Raw genomic sequence first — 20995 nt, 5'->3', positions numbered from 1 at the left:
GTTCGCTTGTAGCCAATTTGCCCGTGGGGGCAAACGTTGGATTTCTCCGGATTTTCAAATTCGTTTCAAAACGTTGCCTATCCGCCACGTCGCAATAAAGCCGCGCTCAGGACCCGGCGAGGTGCAGGATGTCGTTATAGGTCGCGAAGACCATGAGCATCAGGACCAGCCCCAGCCCGATTCGGAACCCCATCTCCTGGGCGCGCTCGGACAACGGACGGCCGCGGACGGCCTCGAACCCGTAAAACAGCAGGTGTCCGCCATCGAGCAGCGGCACCGGGAACAGGTTGAGCAGCCCGATCGAGACCGAGATCATCGCGCACCAGTTGACCAGCACCTGGAACCCGAGGCTCGCCGCCTGGCCCGAAAGCTGGGCAATCCGGATCGGACCGCCGAGATCGCCGGCATTGCCGCTCCCGGCGAACAGCGACCCGATGAACTTGAAGGTCGTGGTGATGATGAACCAGACCTGCTCGAAGCCGAACTTGATCGATTCGAGGAACCCAACCGGGATGGCCCGCGATTCGTCCGGCTTGGCGTTGTACTGGATGCCGAGGACGCCGATTCGGTGAGTGTTGCCGAACGTGTCCTTGCGCTCCTGGAGCGCCGGCGTGGCTTTCAGGGTGATCTCGGAGCCGTCGCGCTTGATCAGGAAGGTCAGCTCGGTGCCGGCGTTGACCGACACGATGCGCTGCATGTCGCCGAACGTCTCGATCGACCGGCCGTCGATGGCAGCGATCACGTCACCGGTCTTGAACCCGGCGGCGGCCGCAACGCTGTCCGGCTGCACCGCATCGACCCGCGGCGTGGTGTTCGGCTTGCCGAAATAAAGCGCCATGCCGGCGAAGATGATCACGGCGAGGATGAAATTGGCGATCGGACCGGCCGCCACGATGGCCGCGCGCTGGCCGACCGTCTTATGGTGGAAGCTGTCGGCGCGCTCCTCGGCCGTCATCTTGGCGAGCGCCTCGGTCGACGGCGTCGACGCCTCGGATTCGTCGCCGAAGAACTTCACGTAGCCGCCGAGCGGAATCGCCGAGATCTTCCAGCGCGTGTTGTGCCGGTCGTTGAAACCGATCAGTTCCGGACCAAATCCGAGCGAAAACGTTAAGACCTTCACGCCGCACCAGCGTGCGACCAGGAAGTGGCCGAGCTCGTGGAAGAACACCACGATCGTCAGCACGAACAGGAAGGGGATGATGGTGCCGAGCAGGCCGCTGCTCAACATATTGAAAACGTGGTGGAAAAATTCGGTCATCCGACTACCTTCCCGCGGGCCGTCGGCCCGTCCAACCCTCTAAGATGCTTTTGCGGCGATTTCAGGCAAGAGGGCCGCAGCTCTTTTTCGCGCGTCATGGTCAATGGCGATCGCATCATCCGCCGAGCTGAGCGGTGCCAAATTACCCGACCGGGTCCAATGCTCGAGGGTCGCCTCGACCAGCCGGGCGATCGCGCCGAATCGAATCTGCCCGGCGATGAAGGCGGCGACCGCGATCTCGTTCGCCGCGTTGTAAACCGTCGTCGCTCCCCGCCCCGTGCGCAGCGAATCATAGGCCAGCCGCAACCCCGGGAACCGCTCGAAATCGGGCGCCTCGAACGTCAGCGTGCCGATCTTGGCCAGATCGAGCCGCGCCGACGGTCCCTTGATGCGCTCGGGCCAGCCGAGGCAATGCGCGATCGGGATCCGCATGTCCGGCGCGCCGAGCTGGGCGACCACCGAGCGGTCGGAGAATTCAACCATGCCGTGAACGATCGACTGCGGGTGGACCAGCACGTCGATCTCGTCCGGCGACAGCGCGAACAGGTAGGAAGCCTCGATCACCTCGAGGCCCTTGTTCATCATCGAGGCCGAATCGATTGTGATCTTCTGCCCCATGCTCCAGTTCGGATGCTTGAGCGCCTGCGCCAGGGTCGCCTGCTCGATGTCGGCAGGCGCCCAGGTGCGGAACGGACCGCCGGAGGCGGTGATGATCACCCGCACCAGCTCCTCGCGATTCCCGGACGACAGCGCCTGGAACAGCGCATTGTGCTCCGAATCGGCCGGCAGGATGCAGGCGCCGGCCTGTGCGGCGCGCTCCATGAAGAAATCACCGGCACAGACCAGGCATTCCTTGTTGGCGAGCGCCACGGTGGCGCCGCGATCGACGGCGGCCAGCGCCGGCTTCAGGCCAGCGGCGCCGGAGACCGCGGCCATCACCCAGTCGGCGGGACGCGCAGCGGCCTCGATGATGGCGCTCTCCCCTGCTCCGCATTCGATTCCCGTCCCGGCAAGCGCATCGCGCAGCTCGGCGAGTCCCGCGGGATCGGCGACCGCGACGAAGCGCGGGTTGAACTCCCGGGCGAGCTTCACCAGGCCCTGGATGTTGCTGTTGCCGGTCAGCGCCTCGACCCGGTAGCGCTCCGGCGCGCCGCGCAGCAGGTCCATGGTCGAATCGCCGATCGAGCCGGTGGCGCCGAGCACGGTGATGCTGCGCATGTCAGTCGTTTCGGCCTTGTTGTTCCGCAATGGCACTGCGCTCATGTTCTCACCAAACATCTCGACCGACGCGCCGCGCCGGTCACCAAACCAGAAGACCGCGACCGACGCCGTCCAGGCCGCCGCGCAACAAACCCACCACAGCCGCGAACACGATCGCGGCCACATAGCCGTCCAGGCGGTCCAGTAGGCCGCCATGACCCGGAATGATGTGACTTGAATCCTTGACGCCGAAGTGCCGCTTGACCGCGGACTCCGCGAGATCGCCGAGCTGCGACACCACCGACAGCACCGCCGCGAGCACGACCATCGCCAGCAGCCCGCTGGCGCCGGTCAGCGACCACAGACCGGCCGCGACGAGGCTCGCGACGAAGCCGCCGATCGCGCCGGCCCAGGTCTTGTTGGGGCTGATCCGCGGCGCCAGCCTCACGCCACCGATGCTGCGCCCGGCGACATAGCCGCCGATATCGCTCGACCACACCACCAGGAAGACCAGCACCAGCGCGTACCAGCCGAGCGCCGCATCGAGGCGTACGAGCACCGAGGCGAGCTCCGCCGCCGCGGCGTAGATGAAGCCGGACGCCGCCCAGCTGCGGTGTCCCGCGGCCAGCGCGGCGACGAGCGCAAGCCCGAGGCCGAGCACCACCACCGCGACATCGACGAGGCCGAAGGCGAGGCAGACGCCGGCTGCCGCAATAGCCATCGCGCCGATGACGCTGACGCCGATGGCGCGGACCTCGCCCACCACCATCAGCCATTCCAGATAGAGCCCGACGGCGACGAGCGTCACCAAAGCGGTCCAGAACGCCCCGCCGGCATAGGCGGCGCCGAGCGCCAGCGGCACCAGCACCAGCGCGGCCGCGATCCGCAGCAGGAGATTGCTCGCGCCCTTCTTCGGCGACACGGCGTCAATGGGCTGCGCGGCCTCGTTGCGCTGCGCGGCTTTGGCGGCGTCTCCGGCGGCTGCGGTCTCGGGATGGGTCACGAGGCGGTTTTCGCCACGAGGCCGCCGAAGCGGCGTTCACGCCGGCCGAACTCGGCGATCGCGCCTTCGAGCGCCGCCTTGTCGAAGTCGGGCCAATGCTGCGGCACGAACACCAGCTCGCTATAGGCCGCCTGCCACATCAGGAAGTTGGACAGCCGCTGCTCACCGCTGGTGCGGATGATCAGATCGGGATCGGGAATGTCGGGCGCATCGAGATAAGCCCCGATCGCGTCGGCATCGATCGAGGCGGGGTCGCGCCGTCCCTCGGCGACCTCGCGCGCCAGGCGCTGCGCCGCGCGCGCGATCTCCTGGCGCGAGCCGTAGTTGAAGGCGACCACGAGCGTCAGCTTGGTATTCGCCCGCGTCAGCTCCTCGGCTTCGCTGAGCAGCGCGCAGATGTCGGGCTCGAGCCCGTCCCGCTCGCCGATGACCCGGACGCGCACGCCGTCGCGATGCAGGGTGGCGAGGTCGTTGCGGATGAAGCGGCGCAACAGGCCGAAGAGATCACCGATCTCGCTCGCCGGCCGCGACCAGTTCTCCGATGAGAACGAGAAGATCGTGAGATAGCGGATGCCGAGCTCGTCACAGGCGCGCACCACGCGGCGCAGCGCATCGACGCCACGGCGATGCCCCTCCGCGCGCGGCAGACCACGCGCCGCAGCCCAGCGGCCGTTGCCATCCATGATGATGGCAACATGCGCCGGTCCGTCGGACCGGTCCGGCGCCTCCGTCACCGGGGCCGCGGCTTTGGACATCAAGCGCATCCTTCAGACGGTGAGGATTTCCTTTTCCTTCGCCGCCAGCAGCTGATCGATCTCCGAGATCACGCTGTCGGTCGCCTTCTGCACGTCACCGGCCAAGCGCTCCTGATCGTCCTCGGACATCTCGTGATTCTTCTCGAGCTTCTTCAACGTATCGAGGCCGTCGCGGCGCACGTGGCGGACGGCCACACGGGCCTGCTCGGCATATTTGTGCGCGACCTTGACCAGCTCCTTGCGGCGCTCCTGGTTGAGCTCGGGAATGCGCAGCCGGATCACCTGGCCTTCGGTCGCCGGCGACAGGCCGAGATTGGAATCGACGATCGCCTTCTCCACCGCCTTCACCATGGAGCGGTCCCACACCTGCACCGACAGCAGACGCGGCTCGGGCACCGACACGGTCGCGAGCTGGTTGAGCGGCATGTGCGAGCCATAGGCCTCGACCTGGACCGGCTCAACCATCGACGCCGAGGCGCGGCCGGTGCGCAGGCCGCCGAGCTCGTGCTTCAGCGCCTGGGTCGCGCCCTGCATGCGGCGCTTCAGCTCGTTGAGGTCGAAATTGCCCGTGCTCATCACGCTTTCCTTTCCTGCAACCCGGGGCTCTCTGGCCGTTCCTGCCGGCCATTGGAGGGCCTGCGGCCGGCTTATCCGACTCCCGGACGAATTCCTGTTTCGGTTACGCTTCTACCGCAGCCGCCGGATCGGTCCAACACCGGGCAGCGGACGGTGTCGCGCTTACCCGGCGACGACGGTGCCGCGCCCTTCGCCCCGCAACATCGCGCCGATGGCGCCGGGCTCGGCAATGGAGAATACAATGATAGGCAGCGATGTTTCCCGGGCAAGCGCGAACGCCGTCGCGTCCATGACCTTGTAGCCGCCCTCGATCGCCTGGGAGTGGGTCAACCGGTCGAATCGCTTCGCGGCCGGATCCTTCTTCGGATCGGCGCTGTAGACGCCGTCGACATTGGTGGCCTTCAGCACCGCCTGGGCGCCGATCTCGGCGGCGCGCAACACTGCGGTGGTGTCGGTCGTGAAATAGGGATTGCCGGTGCCGCCGCCGAGCACGACGATGCGCCCTTCCGCGAGCGCCTTGTGCGCTGCAGCGCGGGTGAACAATTCGCAGACCTGGGGCATGACGAAGGCCGACAGCGCCACCGCCGGCGCTCCCTTGCGCTGCAAGGCCGCCTCCAGCGCCAGGCTGTTCATGACCGTGGCCAGCATCCCCATGGTGTCGCCGGTCGAACGCGACACGCCCTGCGACGACACCTCGACGCCGCGCACCATGTTGCCGCCGCCGACAACGACGGCAACCTCGACGCCAAGCTTTTGAGCTGCAATCAAATCATCGGCGATGCGGTCGACCGTCGCTTGATCGATGCCGAAGGAATGGCTGCCGGCGAGATACTCGCCGGACAGCTTGATCATGACGCGACGATAGAGCGGATCAGCCATGTACCCATCGCTCTTTTGTTCAGGCGACGGTCTCACCCGCAGCCGGAGGCTTGTTCTGACCGCTGGCGGCGGCGACTTCGGCGGCGAAGTCGGTCTCTTCCTTCTCGATGCCCTCACCAAGGGCATAGCGGACGAAACCGGCGACCTTGATCGGACCGCCGACCTTGCCCTCGGCTTCCTTCAGCGCCTGAGCAACGGACTTTCCGCTGTCGTGGATGAAGGCCTGCTCGAGCAGCGTCACTTCCTTGTAGTAGGTCTTCAGGCCGGACTCGACGATCTTCTCGATCACGTTCTCCGGCTTGCCCTGCTGACGATACTTGTCGGCGAGCACGTCCTTCTCGCGCTTGACGATCTCCGGATCGAGACCGGCGGCGTCGATCGCCTGCGGATTGGCGGCGGCGACATGCATCGCGAGCTGACGGCCGAGAGCTGCGAGCTCGTCGGTCTTGCCCGGCGACTCCAGCGCGACGATGACGCCGAGCTTGCCGGCGCCTTCGATCACGGCGCCATGGACGTAGCTCGACACGACGCCTTCGCTCACCTCGAGCGCGGCGGCGCGACGGAGCGTCTGGTTCTCACCGATGGTCGCGATCGAATCGGCGATCGCGGCCTCGACCGTGATGCTGCCGACCTTGGCCGCCTTGATCTTCTCGAGGTCGGCGCCGACGTCGAGCGCGACCTGGGCGATCATCTTGACCAGGCCCTGGAAGTGCTCGTTGCGCGCAACGAAATCGGTCTCGGAATTGACCTCGACGACCACGCCCTTCTTGCCGGAGGTGAGCGCACCGATCAGGCCCTCGGCGGCGACGCGGCCGGCCTTCTTGGCGGCCTTCGACAGGCCCTTCTTGCGCAGCCAATCCTGCGCCGCCTGCATGTCGCCGCCGGTCTCGGTGAGCGCGGCCTTGCAATCCATCATGCCCGCGCCGGTCGACTCGCGCAGGTCCTTCACCATCGCTGCGGTGATATTCGCCATTGTTGAACGTCCTCTTGCCTATCCAAAGCGCGACGCAGCGGATGGCTCATCGCCGTCCGCTGCCAGGAAAACCCTATCTCAGTCGCGATGGCCGGCGTGCGACGCCGGCCAGATTCGTGTCGTGTCGTCTTAGGCGTCGGCCAGCGACTTGGCCTGTGCGACCCAGGCATCGGCCCGGCTCGGCAGACCGACTTCTTCGCCGATCTGGTGCGCCGTATCGTGGTTGAGCTCGGCGAGCTGCCAGAAGTGGAAGATGCCGAGGTCGTTGAGCTTCTTCTCGATGGCGCCGGACACGCCGGTGAGCTTCTTGAGATCGTCGGCCGTGCCGCGCGGGCCCGGCAGACCCTGGAAGGTCGAGGCCGAAGCAGCCGGGAGATCCTCCTCCAGCGGCGCGGCGGAGGCGCCGACATCGATGCCGAGCTCGCCCTGGGCGCGCGAGATGCCGTCGATGGCTGCGCGCGCGATCAGGTCGCAATACAGCGAGATGGCGCGGCCGGCGTCGTCATTGCCGGGGACCACATAGGTGATGCCCTTCGGATCGCAATTGGTGTCGACGATCGCGGCGACCGGGATGTTGAGGCGCTGGGCCTCCTGGATCGCGATGTCTTCCTTGTTGGTGTCGATCACGAAGATCATGTCGGGCAGGCCGCCCATGTCCTTGATGCCGCCGAGCGAGCGATCGAGCTTGTCGCGCTCGCGCTGCAGGGTCAGGCGCTCCTTCTTGGTGTAGGAGTTGGCCTCGCCCGAGGACAGCACCTCGTCGAGGTGACGCAGGCGCTTGATCGAGGCCGAGATCGTCTTCCAGTTGGTCAGCGTGCCGCCGAGCCAGCGCGAATTGACGAAGTACTGCGCGCAGCGCTTGGCCGCGTCGGCGACGTTGTCCTGCGCCTGGCGCTTGGTACCGACGAACAGAATGCGGCCGCCCTTGGCGACGGTGTCGCTGACAGCCTGCAGCGCCGTGTGCAGCAGCGGCACGGTCTGGGCGAGGTCGATGATGTGGATGTTGTTGCGGCTTCCGAAAATGAAATCGGCCATTTTCGGATTCCAGCGGTGAGACTGGTGACCAAAGTGCACGCCAGCTTCGAGCAGCTGGCGCATGGTGAATTCAGGCAGCGCCATTTGGATATTCTCCGGTTGATTCCTCCGGAAACGCGTGAGCAAAAACGGGCCGTTCGGCCCGGCTTGCCACCGGACGCCCTCTAGGAGAGCCAAGTTTCCGTGTGAGATGGCGCGCTATATAGCCGGATTTTGGCGCAACGCAAGGAAAATGGACCTATTCCGCCTGCAGAAGCTCCGCCATGGCGGTCCGGGCCTGGCCTTCCGGGAGGGGGACGAGGTCGACGGGTCCCTTATTGTCGGCCCCGGCCGAGGCCGCGGCCATCACGCCCGCTCCGACCAGCCCGAACATGATCGCGCCGCCCTGCATCGCCCGGGAACGCTCGCTGGGCTTGATCGAGAAGAAATAGGTCTTCCCAGCATCGGTATTGAAATCGAGCACCGTCTCGCCGGGAAACAGGATCTGGGTCGCGGTGAGGTGGTGCGGGCCTGCCGGACGATCGACATAGGCGTAGGTGCCGGGCAGCAGCCGGTTCAAGGCAATGCCGTCGACCTTGGCGTCACAATTGGTCCGTTCGAGCCAGGAATCCTTCAGGCTCATGATGATGATCCGGGAATGGCCGGGCCGCGGCGCACCGATCTTCTGCGAGACCACAGCGTATTCCGTTCCTTCCCTGCCGGTGACACACCCTGCTACCAGCAGTGCGAAGCCCAACCCCACAAATGCGCGTCGTTTCATTTTGAAGTCCCCGTAAATCCCCGGGCCAAGGCTATGACGGGAACTCGGGAACTTTCAAGGCCGGGAACAAAGACAGTGGAACTGTGCTCAGCGGTCCACACTGGCAGGCTTCAGCTCCGCCCGGTCGGCGTCGAGCTTCGCCTTCATGCGCCCGAGATCGTCGAAGAAGGCCTGCTGCTCCCGCAGCGGGACCAGCCGCAAGGAGGGCGGCATCAGCACGTGGCTGACATTCGGGCGGCCCGAATTGGCGAATGCCTCCGAGCGCTGCAGGGACTGGACCGCGACAGCGACGACGAGCAGGACGGCGACCACGATGCCCTTTGCGACCAGATGGGTGCGCCCGACCTCGCGCAGGTGCAGGAAGCAGACGGTTGCAAGCACGATCCACGAGACGACGTAGCCGTAGGTGAAGATGGTGGTCCATGTCAGGGCGAAGGACGCCACCTGCGCAAACTCGCTGTACAGCCAGAATGCGACCAGGCCGGCTTCGGCGATCAGGAGGTGACGCAGGAAGTGCGACCGCCCTGAGAACAGCCGCGCGAGCAGCGCCCATACGCCGACCCAGGCAAGGACGACGCCGATCAGCGTCAGCATGGGCACGAGATAGTCGGACAGATGCGGCTCGGAGGTCTGGGCGAACCAGACCAGGAGCCCGTTGAGCGCCAGCAGAACGGCCCCGAGCGCCATCGCGGCGACGATCGGCAGCACGCTGCGCTCCGAGCCGACAAGCCGCTCCGGCTCGACCGCATGGGCGGCGTCGCGAACCCGCAGCAGCGTCTGGCCGATCCGGATCGGCTTGCTGCCGTCAAGGACGAGCTGCGGCATGCGGCTCTTGCTGCGGTCGAGATAGAGGCCGTTGGCGCTGCCGAGATCCTCGGCAACGAGTCGGCCCTCGCCGTCACGGAAAATGCGGACGTGACGCGCCGCGACGAAGGGATCGTCGAGGATGACGTGATTGTCGTAGCCGCGGCCGACATGGATCTCGGCGGCATCGACCCGGAAGCGGCCGGCGACGTCGCGATGCTTGGACAGGATCTCGATCCAGATCATCGCGCCACCTGCAGCCGTTCGAGGAAGCTCTTGCCGAGCCGCAACGCATCGTCATAGGCGATCGCCTGGAGATTGAGCCGCGACACCAGCGCTTCGTCGGCGCGGTCCTGCGTCACCGCAACCAGCACGACGTCATAGAGTCCGTCGAACTCGCGATAGCCTTGCGCGCACCACATCACCCGCAACGGCGGATGATCCGCCGCCGGCGCGAGGCCAACGAAATCCTCATGGCAGTGCTGCGGCGTGTACCATTTGCGGAACGAGCCGCCCAAGGTGAGGCGCGGCTGCGCCAGCTGGGTCAGCACGGTCGCGAACTGGAATTGATTGAGGTCGGTCGACTTGGCGTAGGAGTGATTGACCTCGACCGTGCCGGTGTTGAGATCGGAGGCGACGTAGACGCTCGCCTCGGCCTTGCAGCTCGTCGAATTGATGCTGGCGCGCGGCTTCGGCGAGGCGCCGGCATTGGTGCTGGCCCAGCATTCGAACCACCCTGCCCGCGTTTCCGGCGCCTGATAGGAGCCGAACACGCGGTCGCGAAAACCCTCGTCGCCGAGAGATTTGTAGAGCGCGCCGCGCCAGCTCGCGAGCTGTGCGATCACGTCCTTGCGCAGGTCGCTGGCGGCGGGCTTGGCATCCTTGCCGCGCGCCAGCAGGGCTGCGGCGAAACGCGCCGGCACCAGGAAGCTGATCAGCTGACCACCGCGCCGCGTGGCGACGTTGATCCCGACCACCTGCCCCTGCGCGTTGACCGCGGGACCGCCGCTCATGCCGGGATTGAGCGCGCCGGTGAAGTGGATGTGATCATTGTAGCTGTGCTCGACCAGCCCGTTATAGGTGCCCTCGATGATGGTGAAGCCGAGGTCGAGCGGATTGCCGAGCGAATAGAGCCGCTCGCCCTTGGGCAGGCTGCCGTCGAGCGCAGCCTTGTCGAAGGTGAAGAACGGCGCGTTCTCCTTGTCGACGCGCACCAGCGCGAGGTCATTCGGCAGGTCGACCGCAAGCAGCGTCACCGCGCCCTGGCTGCCGTCGGCGCCGGTGTATTCGAGCCGATAGGTCTTCGGCTCGAGCGCCGCATCCGAGACGACGTGATAGTTGGTGATCGCAAGCCCGTCGTCGGAGACCAGGAAGCCGGAGCCGGTCGAGGTCTGGCGGCCGGCATCGGCCAGCAAGGTGCGGATCTGCAAGAGGCGCGGCGGCGCCGAGGCATAGACCGCTTCGGCGCCGGGCAGCGCCTGGGCAAGGGCCGGTGACGGCAAGACCGCCAGTCCCGAACTGCAAAGGGCGACCAGGATTGCGCTTTGCCACAGCAGCGCGCGCACCATCCTCACAAACGCTGAAATCAATGATGCCCCCGCAACAGGTCGTCGGCTGCCGACGTCCTGCGCTTACGATCGATCAGTCCGGCGGACCGGCCAATATCGAAAACGGGCCTGCGTTGCAACGCCCGCACCGCCGCAGCGGCGCGGGGTCGCTCAACAATGCGGCACGTTCGGGGGACACTTCTTGCCCGGCGCCTGCGGCGGAGGGCCAGCCGGCCTCGCCATCGGCGGCGGCCCCGGCGGCCGTGCCATGGCCATCGGAGGCGGGCTCGGCCTTGCCATCTGCGGTGGCGGAGCGGGCCGTGCCATCTGCGGTGGCGGGCTTGGCCGCGCCATCTGCGGTGGCGGGGCTGGCCGCGCCATCTGGGGTGGCGGGCTCGGCCGCGCCATCTGGGGTGGCGGGCTCGGCCGCGCCATCTGCGGCGGCGGGCTCGGCCGCGCCATCTGCGGTGGCGGGCTCGGCCGCGCCATCTGCGGCGGCGGACCAGGCCGCGCCGTGGGTGGCGCAGCCGGCTCGATCCTGGGCCGGACCTCCGGGCCGCGAGGAAGCGCAGCCGTCGGGCGTTCCGCTCTCTCTGCCGGCCTCGTCGTCGGGGCTGCCGGCAGGCCTGGAGGCGTCCGGCTGGCGTGAACACCCGTGGCTGGATCTGATGACGGGGGTGTGGTCGCCGGGCTCGTTCCCGGCCGACCAGGCCCGGGCTTCGTCAAGGCTTGCGCCGGCAGGCGCGAATTGGGAGCATTCGTGGATGACGGGACTGGCGGAGCGCCCTGACCCGGGACGGGAAGCGCGTTGCCAGGTCCTCCCGGCATCGGTCCTGCCGGCATCGGCCCACCCTGCCCCGGCCGACCCGGCTGCGCGGGAAGCGTCGCCGGGGTCACGCCCGCGGCAGGCCCACGCCCGCCGAGCAAGCCTTGCGCGCCCGGCATCGGCGCCTTGCCCTGCTGAATCAGGGTCGCGCGCTGAACGACCGCAGGCGGCAGCGCAGGTGTCACCGCCGGTCCGGCGGGCGGCGTGGGCCCACCGGCGACGGGTCCGGGACCAGGACCAGGCCCTGCCGGGGCCGGCGTGGCCACCACCGGCCGGTTGATGACCGTGTTGATCACGGTCGTGTTGTGGATGTTCTGGAAGATGATGTTGTTGGGCGGCGGCGCCACGAAGGCCGGCGGCTGGACATAGACCGGGATCGGCACGAACACCGGCCGCGGCAGGATGAACAGGCCGACCGGCGCATAGGGCGGCGGCAGCTCGACGAACTCCGGCGGCGGCGGCGGCAGCACATAGACCGGCGGCGGGGGCGGCGGGACGAAGCCGAACTCGGGATCGGAGAACATCAGCACCGGACGCTCGACATAGACGACCTCGTCCGGCGGCGGCGGCGGCACGTCATACTCGATCATGGCGAAGGTCGGCGGCGGCTCTGGTGGCGCCGACAGAATCGCCAGCCGCCGCCGCGCATCCGCGGCATGGGCGCCGTACGGGTAGCGCTTCAGATAGGACCAATAGGCATCCGGGCTGTCGGTGCGATAGGTGCGCCGCCACGTCAGCGCCTCGCGGCGGGCCGCGACGATCGCCCGGACGCGCCGGGCGAGCGGATCGCCCGGATAAGCGGCGATGAAATCCTCATAGCCCTGCAAGGTGTCGCGCTCGAGCGCAGCCGTATAGGCCTCCTGCACCGGCAGCTCGCGGATCGGCCGCGCGCGCAGCGCCGCGGTCTGCTCCGGCGAGGCCTGCGGCGCCGGCGCATCCGGCGCGCGTTCGAAGAAGGTGAAGGCCGCCTGAACCTTTTGCGTATTCCAAGGCACCTGGGCGCCCTTGGTCTCCTCATTGACGCGCAGCCGCAGCCGGTCGAACACCTCCGGCAGCGACAGCCCGCCGGAGCGGATCATCTCCGCCAGCGAGCGGGCATAGACGCCATAATTGCCGGTCTCGCTCGGAGCAATCGTGCCCGGCGCGGCGTTGAAGGCGATCAGCATGTTGTTGTCGGGCTCGACCAGCGCCAGACCGCCTGCGATCGTCGAACCGCCCGTGATGAACGGCTGCTGGCGCGCGGCGTCGAGCACGACGATCCCGGCCTTGAGCTGTGACGCGGCGAGCTGACGGATGTAGTCGCTGAGCCGCAGACCTTCGGTCGGAATGTCGACATCGCTGGCGATGTTGGCGTCGACCGGAAGGAAATAGTTCTCGCCGGCGAGCTGCACGCCGTAGCCGGCGAGATAGACCATCGCGACCGTGTTGCCCTCGGACGATTGGGCCTTGTGAATGAAATCGCGAAAGCTCTTGCGCAGCGTGTCGGCATCGAGATCGCGGGCGCCGACCACGTCGAAGCCCGCCGCCTGCAGGGTCTGAGCGATCAGGCCGGCGTCGTTAGCCGTCGTCGCCAGGGCGCCCTTGGCATAGGCGCTGTTGCCGATCACCAGCGCGATGCGCTTTTCGGCGGCCGGCTGTTGCGCTGCAGCGGGGGACAGCAATGCTGCCAGCACGAGCAGGCAGAGCGAGATGGAGCAGATGATCTTAGTATGGCGCATGATGGTTCGAGCCCTTTCGAGGCACCCTGCCCCGGATACAGCGCGCGAGAGGCTGAACCGCGGTTGAACGGAGGCGTGTCCATCCATGCCCGACGCAGCTTTTTGTTCCTTTGCCGCCGTTCGGTCCGCAGGACAGCCAAGCCGAGGCCATCCAACCCAACACGAACGCCGACGGTTACAGTTGCTGCACGTCGACCACGCCGGTCACCGCCTTGATCGCACCTGCGATTTGTGGCGAAACCTTGAAGCGGCCGGGCAGCTTCATCTCCACCTCGGTCTCCAGGTCCAGCATCATCACCAGGGACACCTCGCCCTCGCCCGCCGCGGCGCGGGGCGCCAGCGGTGGCGCGGCGCTCTTGGCCACCGCCCCATTGCCATTGCCGTTGGCCGCTGCGGCGTCGCCCTGCAGCCGCCTGACGATGGAATCGAGCGGCTTGGTGTCGCGCAGGAAGATGCGCAGGCCGCGCTGGGTCTTGGCGGCGGCATCATCGAGCGGCTCGGCATGCAGCACGCGGGCGCGGACGTCCTCGCCCTGCAGCTCGGCGCCGAGCTGCAGCAGCACGGCGGCGCCCGGCTCGAGCACGTCGCGATATTGCGCAAGCCCCTCCGAGAACAGCACAGCTTCGAAATGGCCGGTCGGATCGGACAGGCCCATGATGCCCATCTTGTTGCCGGTCTTGGTGCGCCGCTCCATGCGCGACACCACGGTAGCCGCGACCTTGCCCGCGGTCGCGCCGGTCTTCACCGCGCGGGAGAATTCCGCCCAGCTCTGCACCCGCAGCCGCTTCAGCGCCGCGGCATAGTCGTCGAGCGGATGGCCCGACAGGAAGAAGCCAATCGCGTCATATTCGCGGCGCAGGCGCTCGGCCGGCAGCCAGTTCTCGATGTTCGGCAGGATGATCGCCGGCGCGTCCGCGGCGTTGCCGAACATGTCGTTCTGCCCGGACGTGGCGGCCTCGTTGGCGCGCTGACAGGCGGCGACGATGGCGTCGGCGCCGGCGAACACGCGGGCGCGGTTCTTGTCGAGACAATCGAAGGCGCCGGCTGCAGCCAAGGTCTCGATGATGCGCTTGTTGATCGCGCGCGGGTTGACGCGTGAAGCGAAGTCCGCGAGCGACGTGAACGGGCCGCCTTTGTTGCGGGCCTCGACGATCATCTCGATCGCCTGCGGGCCGACGCCCTTCAGCGCGGCAAGCGCGTAGAAGATGGTGTTGCCGCTGACCTCGAAGGTCGGCCCCGAACGGTTGATCGAGGGCGGCTCGACCTTGATCCCCAGGCGCTGCGCCTCGGCGCGGAATTCCGACAGCTTGTCCGTATTGTTCAGATCGAGCGTCATCGACGCCGCGATGAACTCCACCGGATAATGCGCCTTCATATAGGCGGTGTGGTAGGACACCAGCGCGTAGGCGGCGGCGTGCGACTTGTTGAAGCCGTAGTCGGCGAACTTCGCGAGCAGATCGAAGATCGTATCGGCCTGGTCCTTCGGCACGCCGTTCTTGACTGCGCCCTCGACGAAGCGGACGCGCTGCTTGTCCATCTCGGCGCGGATCTTCTTGCCCATGGCGCGGCGCAGAAGATCGGCTTCGCCGAGCGAATAGCCCGACATCTGCTGCGCCACCTGCATCACCTGCTCCTGGTAGATGATGACGCCGAAGGTCTCTTTCAGGATCGGCTCCAGAATCGGATGCAGATATTCCGGCTCCTCCTCGCCATGCTTGCGGGCGCAGTAGGTCGGGATATTGGCCATCGGACCCGGGCGATACAGCGCCACAAGCGCGATGATGTCCTCGAAGCGGTCGGGCCGCATGTCGATCAGCGCCCGCCGCATGCCCTGGCTTTCAACCTGGAACACGCCGACCACATCGCCGCGCGCCAGCATCTGGTAGCTCGGCGCATCGTCGATCGGCAAGGTCGCGAGGTCGACATGGATGTCGCGCTGCTTCAGCAGCTTCACCGCGACGTCGAGCACGGTCAGCGTCTTCAGGCCGAGGAAGTCGAACTTCACGAGTCCGGCCGGCTCGACCCATTTCATGTTGAACTGGGTGACCGGCATGTCCGATTTCGGATCGCGATACATCGGCACCAGCTCGCTGAGCGGCCGGTCGCCGATGACGATGCCTGCGGCGTGGGTCGAGGCGTGTCGCGTCAGGCCTTCGAGGCGCATCGCGATATCGAAGGCGCGCGCCACCACCGGATCCTCGTCGCGAAACGCCTGCAGCTTCGGCTCGCCTTCGATGGCCGCGGCCAACGTCACCGGCGCGGCCGGATTCTGCGGCACCAGCTTGGTCAGCTTGTCGACCTGGCCATAGGGCATCTGCAGCACGCGGCCGACGTCGCGCAGCACGCCGCGCGCCTGCAAGGTACCGAAGGTGATGATCTGCGCCACCTGGTCGCGGCCGTAGCGCTGCTGCACGTAGGAGATCACCTCGCCACGGCGGTCCTGGCAGAAGTCGATGTCGAAGTCCGGCATCGACACGCGCTCGGGATTGAGGAAGCGCTCGAACAGCAGCGCGAAGCGCATCGGGTCGAGGTCGGTAATGGTCAGCACCCAGGCGACCAGCGAGCCTGCGCCCGAGCCACGGCCTGGGCCTACGGGAATGCCGTGCGCCTTGGCCCATTTGATGAAGTCCGACACGATCAGGAAGTAGCCCGCGTACTTCATGCGCATGATGACGTCGAGCTCGAAGGCGAGACGCTTCTGATAGTCCTCCTCAGTCATGCCCGGCGCCATGCCGTGCACCTTCAAGCGGCGCTCCAGGCCCTCCTCCGCCTGCCGCTTCAGCTCGGCCGCCTCGGCGCTGGCGGCGTCCACGGCGTCGCCGGAGTTGGCGCCGACCGTGAAGAACGGCAGGATCGGCTTGCGCGTGCGCGGCCGGTACGAGCAGCGCTCGGCGATCTCCACCGTCGAGGCCAGCGCCTCCGGAATGTCGGCGAACAGCACCGCCATTTCCGCGCGCGTCTTGAAGCGGTGCTCGGGCGTCAGCTGCACGCGCTCGGTGTCGGCGATGAGATGGCCGCCGGCGATGCACAGCAGCGCATCATGCGCTTCGTAGTCGTCCGTGCTCGCGAAATACGGCTCGTTGGTCGCGACCAGCGGCAGCCCCTTGTCATAGGCGAGATCGATCAGCCCGCCCTCGACGCGGCGCTCGCGGTCCGTGCCGTGGCGCTGCAGCTCGATGTAGAGGCGGTCACCGAACTGGCTCGCCAGCCGCTCGCAGCGCTGCGCGGCGAGCGCGGCCATGTCGTGCTGGAGCGCGAGCGAGATCGGCCCGTCAGGTCCGCCGGTCAGCGCGATCAGGCCATCGACGCCTTCCGTGAGCCAGTCGAACTTGATGTGCGGCGCCTGATGCGTGGGCGTCTCAAGGAACGCCCGCGAGTTCAGCCGCATCAGATGCCGGTAGCCCTCCTCCTTCGCCGCCAGCAGGACGATTCGCGAGGGCTGCGCGACCGCGCCCGCATTGCGGGCGTTGGGGTCCATGTCGCCGAAATCGATCGCGAGCTCGCAACCGGCGATCGGCTGGATGCCATAGCCCGCCATCTTGTCGGAGAATTCGAGCGCACCGAACATGTTGTCGGTGTCGGTCAGCGCCAGCGCCGGCTGGCGGTCGGCCTTGGCGAGCTCGCCGAGCTTGGCGATCTTGATCGAGCCCTTCAGCAGCGAATAGGCGGAATGGACGTGGAGATGGACGAATCCGGCGCTGGACATGCTCGCCTTGCAACTTCCTGAAGGGAATCCGACAGCAGAGTCACCCGGCCGCCAGGGGGACATGATTACCGCCGTTCCCCGAAAGCCCGACCGACTCGCCCGCTCATGATATCGGATCAGCCGCCGCGGAGTCCGGTCGCTCCGGCCGCTGTCCCGCTTTTCCCCAGTCGCAGGTCGGCCAAAAAATCAAAGCTGCGGAATGATTTGCGCCCATAGCGCGATCATCCCGACGAACAGCGTGATCGACGCCAGTGCGGCGGCTTCTTCGACGAAAACCTTCAGCATGGGGACCTCCCTGAGCTAGAACATAGAGAGAACAATGTTCCTTTTTCGTTCTCAGGTCAAGCCGTCCGCCCAGCATCAGGCCGCGCCGCTGCGGCACGTGGTTAATCCCTGGGGTTGGCGCATGAAAAAAGCCCCGGCGCGCTCGCGCCGGGGCTTTTCGATCGTTCAGGCGAGACTCAGTAGCGAGTCGCCACCGGGCCGCCGAAGCGATAGTTCAGGCGGGCAGTGAAGATGTCGGCGTCCTGCTTGATGCTGTCGGAGCCGAGCGCACCGAAGCTGACGGTCTGACGGTCCATGAACAGATGGTTGTACTCGACGCCCATCGACCAGTTCGGAGCAAAGCCGTATTCGAGGCCGGCACCGACCACGCCGCCCCAGCGGGTGTTGTCGTTGGAGGCGAGGAACGCACCGGTGGCCGCGTTGCTGATCGAGTAGGTGTTGCTGGTGATCGCCGCACCGCCCTTGGCGTAGAGCAGCACGTTGTTCCAGGCGTAGCCGACCTGGCCGGTGAACAGACCGAACGCGTCGGTCTTGGTGCGGTTACGCGTGCCGAACAGCGCGCTCACATTGTCGCCGGAGAAATCAGCCCAGTTGCCCTGCGCTTCCACGCCGAACACGAACTGACCCATCTGCCAGCGATAGCCGACCTGGCCACCGACCGTGCCGCCCGACGAATCATGCGAGCCTTCACGGCCGCCGCCCACGAGATCCCAGGTGTTGTGGGTCCAGCCGCCGCCGCCGTTCACACCGATGTAGAAGCCGCTCCAGTCATAGATCGCAGCCATCATCGGCGCTGGCGCCTTCGTGTAGGGACGCGCAGCGAGATCCGCGGCAAGCGCCGGCGAGGCCAGCACCACGATCGCCGTCGTCATCAACACAAGTTTCTTCATCACAGGTCCAGTCTCGTCTCATTTGGCCCCCAGGCCAGCCGCACCTCTTAACGATATCAGCCACAATTGCTGTAGCCTCGAGGTCACAGATGACGTCTGAACGCGCGTGAGACATGTCTGGAAATTAATCTGCAATCACAGTGTGTTGATGGAACTTTCCGATTTGCAATCGAGGGCCGAGCGACTACACACGACACACACATTCGCGCATCGCTTCGCCATGCTGCGCGCGAATTCTGTCCTCATCGAAGGAAGGGAGAGATCGTTGATGCGTGACGTGTTCTTTGCGGCCCTGGCTGCAGCCGGCCTCGTGGTCGCAGCCCATGCCCCGGCGCACGCCGTCGGCGTCAGGCATGCGTTCTGTCTGCAGGGTGATCAGCACCCCGGATTGAGCAACTGCACCTTCGACAGCTATGCGCAGTGTCAGGCGACGGCGTCGGGACGCCTGCTGACCTGCATCGCCAATCCCTATTTCGCCGGCGTCAGCAACGATCCGCGCGCGACGCCGTACCCCTATCCGCACCGTCAGCGCATCAAGCCGCGCCCACCGGCGCCGAATCCCTACGCGCCATTCCCCAACCCGTTCGTCTTCGAGGAAGACTGAGCGGTCGCATGATCGGCTGATGGCCGATCATCATCTCGGATGCGCCCCTTGAACGATCGCCGAGACCCTTGGTCTCGGCGATCGGCGTTTATCAGTGCATCATGTCTCAGTGCATCATGCCGAAGCCCGGGCCGAACTTGTAGTTCAGCCGCACGAGCCCGATGTCGACGTCCTGTTTGATGCGATGGGTCATCGCGGGCTGCCCCGCAGCGGCGACGAAGTTCAGGTTCTTGTTGCCGAGGAAGATGTGGTCGTATTCGACGCCGACCGTCCAATTCGGCGCGAAGCCATATTCGATGCCGGCGCCGATCGTGGCGCCCCAGCGCGTGGTGTTGGCGCGGTCGAGCATCACATTGGTGCCGGTGGTGAAGGTGTCGTAGCGATCACCGACGACGGCAGCGCCGCCCTTCACATAGCCCAGGATGTTGTCGAAGGCGTAGCCGACCTGGCCGGTGAACAGGCCGAAGCCGTTGGTGCGCGACCGGTCGCTGACATTGGGCAGGATCAGGTTGCGATTTGTGCCCTTGAAGTTGGCCCAGTCGCCCTGCGCTTCGACACCGAACACCCAGTTCGCCATCTGATAGCGATAGCCGATCTGACCACCGACCGCGGCGCCGCCGCCGCCCGAACAACCCTCGCGGTTCAGAGCGGGGTTGACCGCCACACCGGCGTTCGAGACCAGGTTCCAGCAGTCCCGGCTCGAGCCGCCGCCGGCGTTGAAACCGACGTAGAACCCGCCCCAATCGTACACCGTCGCCATGACCGCGGGCGGAGCCTTGGTGTAGGGACCCTTCTTCACCGGAAGATCAGCCGCGAAAGCAGACGTCGCCACGGCCATTGCGCCGAGCCCCACCGTTGCGCCGAAAAGCGTTCTCATCATCGAACTCCGTAGCTTCTGTCCCAAGGTCCCCAAACCCTCTGGTTTCGTTAAAAAACGCATGCAGCGCGACGAAGCGCCGATGCATGTCGCATCGACTCCGTCGATCTCGCTGATGTGCCAGATTAGAACTGTTCTTTTCGACTTTTTGGGGATTGGCCGCAAACGCCTGTTTTCAAAGGCTTTGGCCGGCAAATGAACAAACAACTAATAGGATGTGTGGAGGAGTCGTGACCGATGTCCATCGCTCGCCACAATAGGAAAGCGACGCCGACATCGTGACGGAGACGACGCTCGTCACGGAACGGACCTCTGCGCGTCTCAGTCGTGAATTCTTCGGGGCAACGCGACTGATGTTGCGAATGCTTGGCATCATCATACGCAAAGCCGACGAATGTATGGTGCGCGTTCAATTCAACCCGCGATGCGTGGACAATGTCCGCGATCACCCGCCTGCACACGGAAGATGCGAGCGCTCACGCGTAGTAGATCGCAAGCTTCAGCGCCGGATCATCATTGGCCTGGAAGGTCGCGTATCGCAGTCTCACGCGGCCCTTCTTCGGGTGATCGAGCAGCTTCTCGCCCGCAGAGAGCGGCGTGATATCGTGAGCGGCCCACAGCGCGTCGAACTCGCGGCTGCCCCGGCGCAGCCGGGCAAGCAGATCCATGAAAGCGGGATCTCCGGCCCAGAGATCATAGGTCGCGCGAAACTGCGCGACCATGCGCCGGGCCAGCTCCTTCCACTGCGCGCCGAACAGCCGGCGGACGCCGGGCGTGCACAGCATGAGCAGCAGCGTGTTGCGATCCTTCTCGGCGAGCTGCGAGAAGCCGAAGATCTCGTCAGCCTGATCATTCCAGGCCAGCACGTCCCATCGTCGTCCTGAGATGTAAGCCGGCTGGTTCAGGCTCTTGACGAGCTCGCATAGTCCGGCCGGCACCGTCTCGCGCACGAACGGCTTGCGCGCGGGGCCGCGCACCAGCGCCTTGAGATGCGCGTGCTCCGTTCGGCTGAGGCGCAGCGCGCGCGCCAGCGCGTCGACCGTCGATGAGGACGGCTTCACCGCGCGGCCCTGCTCGAGCCGGATGTACCAGTCGACGCCGATGCCGGCGAGCTCGGCTACCTCCTCGCGGCGCAGCCCCGCCGTGCGACGCCGCCGCCCGGGCGCAAGCCCGACCGCTTGCGGCGTCAGCTTCTCGCGCCGTGAGCGCAGGAAGTTTCCGAGCGCTTCATGTCGTGGATCGCTCATGATGCAGTCCTGTCGAGCGCGAGGTTTAAGGCTGGGCCTCGCCAATCCCAGG

At 66.3% G+C, this 20995-nt stretch carries 18 protein-coding genes; 2 read left to right on the top strand and 16 right to left on the bottom strand.

All coding sequences use genetic code 11. The features are described 5' to 3' along the window. Positions 1-106: 106 nt before the first annotated feature. The 14 genes from rseP to ACVILH_RS22845 all read right to left on the bottom strand — a co-directional run bounded on the left by rseP (position 107) and on the right by ACVILH_RS22845 (position 18215). On the bottom strand, positions 107-1258 hold the full coding sequence (gene rseP, locus ACVILH_RS22910) for an RIP metalloprotease RseP (RefSeq protein ID WP_456714905.1): 1152 nt from the start codon (positions 1256-1258) through the stop codon (positions 107-109). Positions 1259-1297: 39 nt separating this feature from the next. Continuing rightward, positions 1298-2521 carry a 1-deoxy-D-xylulose-5-phosphate reductoisomerase gene (gene dxr, locus ACVILH_RS22905; protein ID WP_456714904.1) on the bottom strand — a complete coding sequence of 408 codons (1224 nt, stop codon included), beginning with the start codon at positions 2519-2521 and terminating at the stop codon, positions 1298-1300. Positions 2522-2558: 37 nt separating this feature from the next. Then, positions 2559-3461 (bottom strand): phosphatidate cytidylyltransferase, encoded by a 903-nt coding sequence (locus tag ACVILH_RS22900; protein ID WP_456714903.1) that lies wholly within the window; start codon positions 3459-3461, stop codon positions 2559-2561. Beyond that, positions 3458-4216 carry an isoprenyl transferase gene (locus tag ACVILH_RS22895; protein WP_456714902.1) on the bottom strand — a complete coding sequence of 253 codons (759 nt, stop codon included), beginning with the start codon at positions 4214-4216 and terminating at the stop codon, positions 3458-3460. Before ACVILH_RS22895 ends, ACVILH_RS22900 begins: the two co-directional genes overlap by 4 nt. A gap of 12 nt (positions 4217-4228) precedes the next feature. Beyond that, on the bottom strand, positions 4229-4792 hold the full coding sequence (gene frr, locus ACVILH_RS22890; protein WP_011927017.1) for a ribosome recycling factor: 564 nt from the start codon (positions 4790-4792) through the stop codon (positions 4229-4231). Positions 4793-4954: 162 nt separating this feature from the next. After that, entirely contained in the window at positions 4955-5671 is a 717-nt protein-coding gene (pyrH, locus tag ACVILH_RS22885; protein WP_456714901.1) for a UMP kinase, read from the bottom strand. A gap of 19 nt (positions 5672-5690) precedes the next feature. Continuing rightward, positions 5691-6644, bottom strand: a complete 954-nt coding sequence (gene tsf / locus ACVILH_RS22880; RefSeq protein WP_456714900.1) for a translation elongation factor Ts — start codon at positions 6642-6644, stop codon at positions 5691-5693. Positions 6645-6773: 129 nt separating this feature from the next. Beyond that, entirely contained in the window at positions 6774-7763 is a 990-nt protein-coding gene (locus ACVILH_RS22875) for a 30S ribosomal protein S2 (protein WP_456714899.1), read from the bottom strand. Between the two features lie 154 nt (positions 7764-7917). Then, the gene (locus tag ACVILH_RS22870; protein ID WP_456714898.1) at positions 7918-8439 is read right to left on the bottom strand and encodes a DUF2846 domain-containing protein; all 522 of its coding nucleotides are present in this window, start codon (positions 8437-8439) and stop codon (positions 7918-7920) included. 87 nt (positions 8440-8526) lie between these two features. Beyond that, positions 8527-9489: an FHA domain-containing protein gene (locus ACVILH_RS22865; RefSeq protein ID WP_456714897.1), complete on the bottom strand. Its 963-nt coding sequence runs from the start codon at positions 9487-9489 to the stop codon at positions 8527-8529. Continuing rightward, positions 9486-10832, bottom strand: a complete 1347-nt coding sequence (locus ACVILH_RS22860; RefSeq protein WP_456714896.1) for a S1C family serine protease — start codon at positions 10830-10832, stop codon at positions 9486-9488. The genes ACVILH_RS22865 and ACVILH_RS22860 overlap by 4 nt, the downstream gene beginning before the upstream one ends. Before the next feature lie 129 nt (positions 10833-10961). Then, positions 10962-13334 (bottom strand): caspase family protein, encoded by a 2373-nt coding sequence (locus tag ACVILH_RS22855; RefSeq protein ID WP_456714895.1) that lies wholly within the window; start codon positions 13332-13334, stop codon positions 10962-10964. A 175-nt stretch (positions 13335-13509) separates the two neighbouring features. Further along, entirely contained in the window at positions 13510-17040 is a 3531-nt protein-coding gene (dnaE, locus tag ACVILH_RS22850; protein WP_456714894.1) for a DNA polymerase III subunit alpha, read from the bottom strand. 461 nt (positions 17041-17501) lie between these two features. Further along, entirely contained in the window at positions 17502-18215 is a 714-nt protein-coding gene (locus ACVILH_RS22845; protein WP_456714893.1) for an outer membrane protein, read from the bottom strand. Positions 18216-18483: 268 nt separating this feature from the next. Between ACVILH_RS22845 and ACVILH_RS22840 the strand changes: the two genes are divergently transcribed. Beyond that, positions 18484-18819 (top strand): DUF3551 domain-containing protein, encoded by a 336-nt coding sequence (locus ACVILH_RS22840; protein ID WP_257165062.1) that lies wholly within the window; start codon positions 18484-18486, stop codon positions 18817-18819. A gap of 106 nt (positions 18820-18925) precedes the next feature. On the opposite strand, the gene ACVILH_RS22835 is transcribed toward ACVILH_RS22840, so the two are convergent. After that, complete coding sequence (locus ACVILH_RS22835) at positions 18926-19699, bottom strand: outer membrane protein (RefSeq protein ID WP_456714892.1); 774 nt, start codon at positions 19697-19699, stop codon at positions 18926-18928. A gap of 58 nt (positions 19700-19757) precedes the next feature. Here ACVILH_RS22835 and ACVILH_RS22830 point away from each other — a divergent pair, with 58 nt between their 5' ends. Beyond that, complete coding sequence (locus tag ACVILH_RS22830) at positions 19758-19895, top strand: hypothetical protein (RefSeq protein WP_456714891.1); 138 nt, start codon at positions 19758-19760, stop codon at positions 19893-19895. A 277-nt stretch (positions 19896-20172) separates the two neighbouring features. Here ACVILH_RS22830 and ACVILH_RS22825 read toward each other — a convergent pair whose 3' ends face one another. Next, the gene (locus ACVILH_RS22825; protein ID WP_456714890.1) at positions 20173-20943 is read right to left on the bottom strand and encodes a helix-turn-helix transcriptional regulator; all 771 of its coding nucleotides are present in this window, start codon (positions 20941-20943) and stop codon (positions 20173-20175) included. Positions 20944-20995: the final 52 nt, after the last annotated feature.

Source organism: Bradyrhizobium sp. USDA 4353, from assembly GCF_054063215.1.
This window is presented reverse-complemented; position numbering and strand designations above follow the sequence as displayed.

What these genes read in the sequence shown, in the direction of transcription:
- rseP (WP_456714905.1), bottom strand. Translation starts at nt 1,258, where the DNA reads ATGACCGAATTTTTCCACCACGTTTTCAATATGTTGAGCAGCGGCCTG.
- dxr (WP_456714904.1), bottom strand. Translation starts at nt 2,521, where the DNA reads ATGAGCGCAGTGCCATTGCGGAACAACAAGGCCGAAACGACTGACATG.
- ACVILH_RS22895 (WP_456714902.1), bottom strand. Translation starts at nt 4,216, where the DNA reads ATGTCCAAAGCCGCGGCCCCGGTGACGGAGGCGCCGGACCGGTCCGAC.
- frr (WP_011927017.1), bottom strand. Translation starts at nt 4,792, where the DNA reads ATGAGCACGGGCAATTTCGACCTCAACGAGCTGAAGCGCCGCATGCAG.
- pyrH (WP_456714901.1), bottom strand. Translation starts at nt 5,671, where the DNA reads ATGGCTGATCCGCTCTATCGTCGCGTCATGATCAAGCTGTCCGGCGAG.
- tsf (WP_456714900.1), bottom strand. Translation starts at nt 6,644, where the DNA reads ATGGCGAATATCACCGCAGCGATGGTGAAGGACCTGCGCGAGTCGACC.
- ACVILH_RS22875 (WP_456714899.1), bottom strand. Translation starts at nt 7,763, where the DNA reads ATGGCGCTGCCTGAATTCACCATGCGCCAGCTGCTCGAAGCTGGCGTG.
- ACVILH_RS22870 (WP_456714898.1), bottom strand. Translation starts at nt 8,439, where the DNA reads ATGAAACGACGCGCATTTGTGGGGTTGGGCTTCGCACTGCTGGTAGCA.
- ACVILH_RS22865 (WP_456714897.1), bottom strand. Translation starts at nt 9,489, where the DNA reads ATGATCTGGATCGAGATCCTGTCCAAGCATCGCGACGTCGCCGGCCGC.
- ACVILH_RS22855 (WP_456714895.1), bottom strand. Translation starts at nt 13,334, where the DNA reads ATGCGCCATACTAAGATCATCTGCTCCATCTCGCTCTGCCTGCTCGTG.
- dnaE (WP_456714894.1), bottom strand. Translation starts at nt 17,040, where the DNA reads ATGTCCAGCGCCGGATTCGTCCATCTCCACGTCCATTCCGCCTATTCG.
- ACVILH_RS22845 (WP_456714893.1), bottom strand. Translation starts at nt 18,215, where the DNA reads ATGAAGAAACTTGTGTTGATGACGACGGCGATCGTGGTGCTGGCCTCG.
- ACVILH_RS22840 (WP_257165062.1), top strand. Translation starts at nt 18,484, where the DNA reads ATGCGTGACGTGTTCTTTGCGGCCCTGGCTGCAGCCGGCCTCGTGGTC.
- ACVILH_RS22835 (WP_456714892.1), bottom strand. Translation starts at nt 19,699, where the DNA reads ATGATGAGAACGCTTTTCGGCGCAACGGTGGGGCTCGGCGCAATGGCC.
- ACVILH_RS22830 (WP_456714891.1), top strand. Translation starts at nt 19,758, where the DNA reads ATGCAGCGCGACGAAGCGCCGATGCATGTCGCATCGACTCCGTCGATC.
- ACVILH_RS22825 (WP_456714890.1), bottom strand. Translation starts at nt 20,943, where the DNA reads ATGAGCGATCCACGACATGAAGCGCTCGGAAACTTCCTGCGCTCACGG.